Genomic DNA, 5,132 nt, shown 5'->3' on the forward strand with positions numbered 1-5,132 from the left:
CGAACGTGAGCAACCTGACCAATCCCGAGTTGATCATGGTGCTCTCGGGCGGCAAGACGATCGTCTACTTCGCCATGATCTGCATCTTCGCCCTCGCCCTCGGCGTGGGGGTGGCCCTGCTCATGGACAACATGGACCACCGCGTCTATGCCCCGCGGGACGTGGAGGAGCACCTGCAGCTGCCCGTCTTCGCCAGCGTGACCAAGGGCGATTGATGTGGACGGTGGCAAGGGGCAGTTCCTTCCCGCCTCGCTCTTGCGCGATCCGCGGTTCGCGGCGCGGGGCGCGTCCGTAGCCCTGCACGTACTCGTCTTCCTCTTCTGCCTGGCCGCGAGCTGGTTCGTCTGGCGCCGCATGGGGCTCGAGATGTTCATGCTGGCCGTCTCGGGCGTATTCCTGGCCCTGGCCTACGCGGTGGTGTCGTTCCGGTCGCTGTTCTTCCCGTTCGTCGTCTGGGTGCTCTCGACCGGGGGGTTCCGCTACCTGTTCTCGATCCAGACGCCGCTCCTGCCCGACCTCTTCCTCGACCGCATGATGCTGGTCTGGCTCGGCCTCGTGTTCTTCGTCTGGGTCTTCGCGACGCGGCAGAAGCTGCGCCCGCCCTATCTCCTGGACATCCTGGTCTTTTCGCACGGCCTCTACATCCTGATCCGGGTCTTCATCGACGACATGGAGTTCGCGAATCCGTGGACCCGCAGCATCCTGATGCCGTACGCGGCGTACTTCTTCGCCAAGAACATCGTGACGGACGGGGCGCGGGTGCGGAAGCTGCTGTGGGTGCTGCTCGCGCTCCTGGTGTACTACGAGGTGACGGCGGTGGCCGAGAAGCTCGAACTGCACGCCCTGATCTATCCCAAGCTGATCATCACCGAGGCCACCCAGTTCCGGGGCCGGTCGGTGGGCCCGTTCCTGCAGGCCCCGCTCTTCGGAACCATCATCGGCATACTCCTGCCCCTGCACCTCTATTTCGTGGCGACGGTGCGCAACTCCCTGGGGCGGGCCCTGATCCTGGCCAGTTTCGGGCTCGGGATCGCCGGGCTGTATTTCACCTACACGCGGGGGTCGTGGCTGGCGGGCGTCGCGGCCCTGGGTGTCGCCGCGGTGCTGAATCGCCGGCACTACCTCAAGGTCCTGGTGCCCGCCCTCGTGGTCGCCCCCATCCTCGCCATCGGGTTCCTCGGCGCCGGACAGGACCAGTTCCTGAAGGAGCGGGTCGAGAACGAGAACACGCTGGGGTCCCGCGTCGCCACGGCCATCACCGCATTGAAGGTGTGGCGGGACAACCCGATCCTCGGCGTCGGCTTCTTCCAGTACCGCGTGGCCCGGGAAGCCTACATCGAGCCGATCTCGTTTCCCGGTCTCGGCACGATCCGCTTCATCCAGTTCCGGCACAACAACATCCATGACATCTACCTGGGGCCGTTGGCGGAGGACGGGCTGCTGGGCATGTCGATGCAGGTCGGCATCTACGTGATCATCTTCCGGACCTTCCGCCGCAAGTACCGCTGGCGGAACCGCGGCGACCCCTTCGCGACCTACGTTTTGCCGATCTTCGCCGGCGTCTTCGTCGGCTACCTGGTCGGGGGTCTGGCGATCGACTACCGCTTCTTCTCGTTCGTGGGGACGTTGTTCTATATGAGCGCGGGCATCCAGGAGGGGTACCAAGCACCGGAGAACACGCATGTATCTTGAGCACTTCGACCTGAACGTGATGCCCTTCGGCCTTTCGCCGAAGCTCGACTTCCTCTACCGTTCGGCGGCCTTCGAGGAGAGCATGGCGCACCTCGTCTACGGCCTGGACAACAGCGAAGCCATCGTGGTCGTCACGGGCGCCATCGGTACGGGCAAGACCATGGCGCTCCAGAGTTTCCTGACCCATCTGGGGGAGCGGTTCGCGTTCGCCCTCATCACCAACACCCAGGTCACCACCGTCGAGCTCCTCAAGCTCATCCTCGAGGACCTCGGCGTCCGGGTCGAGCCGGGTCTCGACAAGTCCGACCTGCTGATCCGGTTCAAGGAAGTGCTGCTGGCGAACAGCCGCGACGGACGCAAGGTCCTCGTCGTGGTGGACGAAGCCCAGAACCTCGCCCGCGACGTGCTGGAGGAGATTCGCCTGCTGACCAATCTCGGCCAGGGCGAAAGCCAGCCGGTGCAGATCATCCTGCTGGGGCAGCCGGAACTGGAGGAGATGCTCCGGCGCGAGGACCTGGCCCAGCTCAGGCAGCGCATCCGCGTCCACTATCGCTTCGAGCCCCTTTCGCGCGCGGAGGTCGGCGAGTACATCGACCACCGCATGAGCGTGGCCGGCTGCGAGGAATCGGTCTTCGAAGCGAAGGCCATCGACCGGATCTTCGCCATCAGCGGCGGCGTGCCGCGCGTCGTCAACACGCTGGCCGGCGAGGGTCTGCTGTCGGCCTTCGTCGCCGGGCGCAAACGGGTCCGGCCGGAAGACATCGAGATGAAGGAAGACGGACTGGCCGTGCCGGAGCACCGCAGCGACCTGCCGCCCGCGCCGCGTCCGGCGCCGGCCCCGGTTCCCCGCGCGAAGCCGGCGCCGGAACCCGCTCCCGTACCGGAATCGCGGCCGGCCGAACGGCCGCGCCGCGAAGCGCCGCCGGTCATGGCCGTGCGCTCGGACCGGCACCGGGAGGGTGGTCGTCGCGGGCTGGGCTGGCTCGTGGCGGTGGTGTTGGTGGTCGCGGCCGCGGCTGCGTGGTACCTGGGTTGGCTCGACGGCGTCCGCGAGCTGGTTTCCCGTCCGTCGGCCGAACCGGCGGCGACCGCCGTCCGGACCGATGCGTCGCCGTCTGCCGTGGCTCCGGCGGCGACCGAAGACGCCCGCACCGCCGACCAGGGCGAGGTGGCCACGTCCGTGACCGCGGTGCCGGCGGCGGAGACTTCCGCGACCGCGTCCGGTCCGTCAGCCGGGGTGCCCGCATCTGCCGGCGCCCAACCGGTGGCGGCCGTGACGCCGCCGTCCCCCGAGGGCTTCTTCATCCACATCAGTTCGTTCCGTACCCTCGAACGGGCCGAAACCCAGGTGCGCCGGATCGAATCCCGCGAGCTGCCGGCGCTGACGCGCACCGAGGACGTGCGGGGAACGACCTGGTTCCGCGTCTACATCGGCCCGTACGCCGACCGGGAGGCCGCCCGTCAGCGGGCCAACGAACTGAAGGATGCCGGCCGGATCTCCTACTACCAGATCGTGCGGCTCGGGCCGGTCGGGACCTGAGCCCATGTCCTCCGGCCGCCGCATCGCCCAGTTCGTCGAGTCGCTCGCGGCCGGCGGCGCCGAGAAGCTCGCCGTCGACATCGCGAACGCCCTGGCCATGCGCGGCCATGAGACCCACCTCATCGTCCTCGACGGCGACGGGCCCTTCCGGGACCGCGTCGCGGGCGATGTCCGATTCCACGATCTGCAGCGACCGCGCCCGACCGGTGCGGCGCCGGCGCGGCTGCTCGATTTCCTGGGCACGTCCCGCCGGCTGAATGCCTTGCTCCGCCGGGAGCGGGTCGAGGTCGTGCAGACCCATCTGCCCAAAGCGAATTTCCTCGGTCTGGCGGCGGCCCTGGGCCATGCCGGCCGGGTCCATCCGACGGTGCACAACACGCGCGAGTTCGACTACGGGGATGATTCCGGGCCCCTGCGGACCCGCCTGCGCAAGGCGGCGTACCGGATGATGCTCGGCCGGTGCGGCACGATGATCGCCGTCTCGGCCGCGGTCCGGAGCGGCATGGTCGCGGAGCTGGGCGTCGGGCCTGCCCTCGCGGACCGGATCACGGTGGTCGACAACGGTGTGCCGGTGCCGGAGCCCACCACGCCCGACCGGCGCGCCGCCGCGCGACGCGAGCGCGGTCTCGGTCCCGATGAGTTCGTTCTCGCCGGAGTCGGGCGGCTGACCCGCCAGAAGGATTTCGCGTCGCTGATCGAGGCCCTCGCGGGCGTAGCCGACATGCTGCCGCCGTGGCGCTGCGTGATCGCGGGGGAGGGGGAACTGCGGAGCGACCTGGAGGCGGCCGTCGCGGCCGCCGGACTCGCGGACCGGGTCGCGCTGCCCGGCATCGACCGCGACGTCGCCGGACTCCAGCGGGCGGCGGACGTGTTCTGCCTGCCGTCGCTCTACGAGGGATTGCCCCTGGCCCTGATGGAGGCCATGGCCGCGGGCCTGCCGGTCTGCGCCTACGACATCGACGGGACGCGCGAACTCGTGGCCGACGGGGTGGAGGGCCTGCTCGCTCCGCCCCGCGACGCCCGGACCTTCGGGGAGAACCTCGTGCGCCTGGCCGGTTCCCCGGATCTGCGCGTGCGCCTGGGGCGGGCCGCCCGGGAGCGCATCCTCGCCCACCATGATTTCCGGCAGGTCGTCGACAAGCTGGAGGAGGTCCTCGTCCGTGACCGGTAGTCTTCCCCTATCCGGCGAACCCGCCCACGTCGTGCACGTCATCGGCGCCCTGAACACCGGGGGCGCGGAGAAGATGCTGCTGAACTTCCTCGGAGCCGTCGACCGGGCACGGTATCGGCACACGATCGTCTGCCTGACGGCGCGGGGGGACATGGCTGCCGAGGCGGAGGCGATGGGCGTGCCGGTCGTTCTCTTCCCGGTCCGGATGCGACGCCTGCCGCTCGACGTGGCGCGTTTCGCGGACTGGATGCGCCGCGAAGACGTCCGGATCGTCCACTCGCACATGTACTTCGCCTCGTTCTGGTCGCGCCTGGCCGCCCTCCGGGCAGGGGTCCCGGTGCTGATCACGACCGAACACGGCAAGGAGCCCTGGAAGACCTGGTGGCAGTCGCGGATCGACCGGTTCCTCAGTCGGCGCACGCATCACCACATCGCGGTTTCGGACGATATTCGGAATATCCGCATCGAGCGTGACGGGATAGATCCAGCCAGAATTACCCTGATTCCCAATGGAGTGCCTATCCCAAACCTCAAAGGCGCGGAGCAACTTCGCGCTGAACTGAGGACCGAACTAGGATTGGCGTCGGACGAGAAAGTGATCGGTTCAGTCGGCCGGGTGATTCATGCCAAAGCCTACCCCGATCTCCTCGCTGCATTCGTCCTCGCCCGTCGACTAGTGCCGGGGTTGCGGTGGCTGCAAATTGGGGACGGCCCGGACTTGGCGGATCT

At 68.5% G+C, this 5,132-nt stretch carries 5 protein-coding genes; all 5 read left to right on the plus strand.

What is annotated here, in order from left to right:
• Positions 1 to 215, plus strand: a 215-nt coding sequence (locus tag KDM41_17135) for a hypothetical protein (GenBank protein ID MCB1185146.1), incomplete at its 5' end; no start/stop codon positions are given.
• A gap of 1 nt (position 216) precedes the next feature.
• Positions 217 to 1,692, plus strand: a complete 1,476-nt coding sequence (locus tag KDM41_17140; protein ID MCB1185147.1) for an O-antigen ligase family protein — start codon at positions 217 to 219, stop codon at positions 1,690 to 1,692.
• Positions 1,682 to 3,232: an AAA family ATPase gene (locus tag KDM41_17145; GenBank protein MCB1185148.1), complete on the plus strand. Its 1,551-nt coding sequence runs from the start codon at positions 1,682 to 1,684 to the stop codon at positions 3,230 to 3,232. The genes KDM41_17140 and KDM41_17145 overlap by 11 nt, the downstream gene beginning before the upstream one ends.
• A 4-nt stretch (positions 3,233 to 3,236) precedes the next feature.
• A complete protein-coding gene (locus KDM41_17150) occupies positions 3,237 to 4,403 on the plus strand; it encodes a glycosyltransferase (protein ID MCB1185149.1) in 1,167 nt (388 codons plus the stop codon).
• The coding region (locus KDM41_17155) for a glycosyltransferase (protein MCB1185150.1) at positions 4,393 to 5,132 on the plus strand (740 nt) is incomplete at its 3' end. The genes KDM41_17150 and KDM41_17155, both read left to right, overlap by 11 nt.

The sequence above is a fragment of the bacterium genome, assembly GCA_020440705.1.
Taxonomy (GTDB): Bacteria; Krumholzibacteriota; Krumholzibacteriia; order LZORAL124-64-63; family LZORAL124-64-63; genus JAGRNP01.

Excerpts from the sequence above, each read along its gene's own strand:
- KDM41_17145 (MCB1185148.1), top strand. The coding sequence starts at position 1,682 with ATGTATCTTGAGCACTTCGACCTGAACGTGATGCCCTTCGGCCTTTCG.
- KDM41_17150 (MCB1185149.1), top strand. The coding sequence starts at position 3,237 with ATGTCCTCCGGCCGCCGCATCGCCCAGTTCGTCGAGTCGCTCGCGGCC.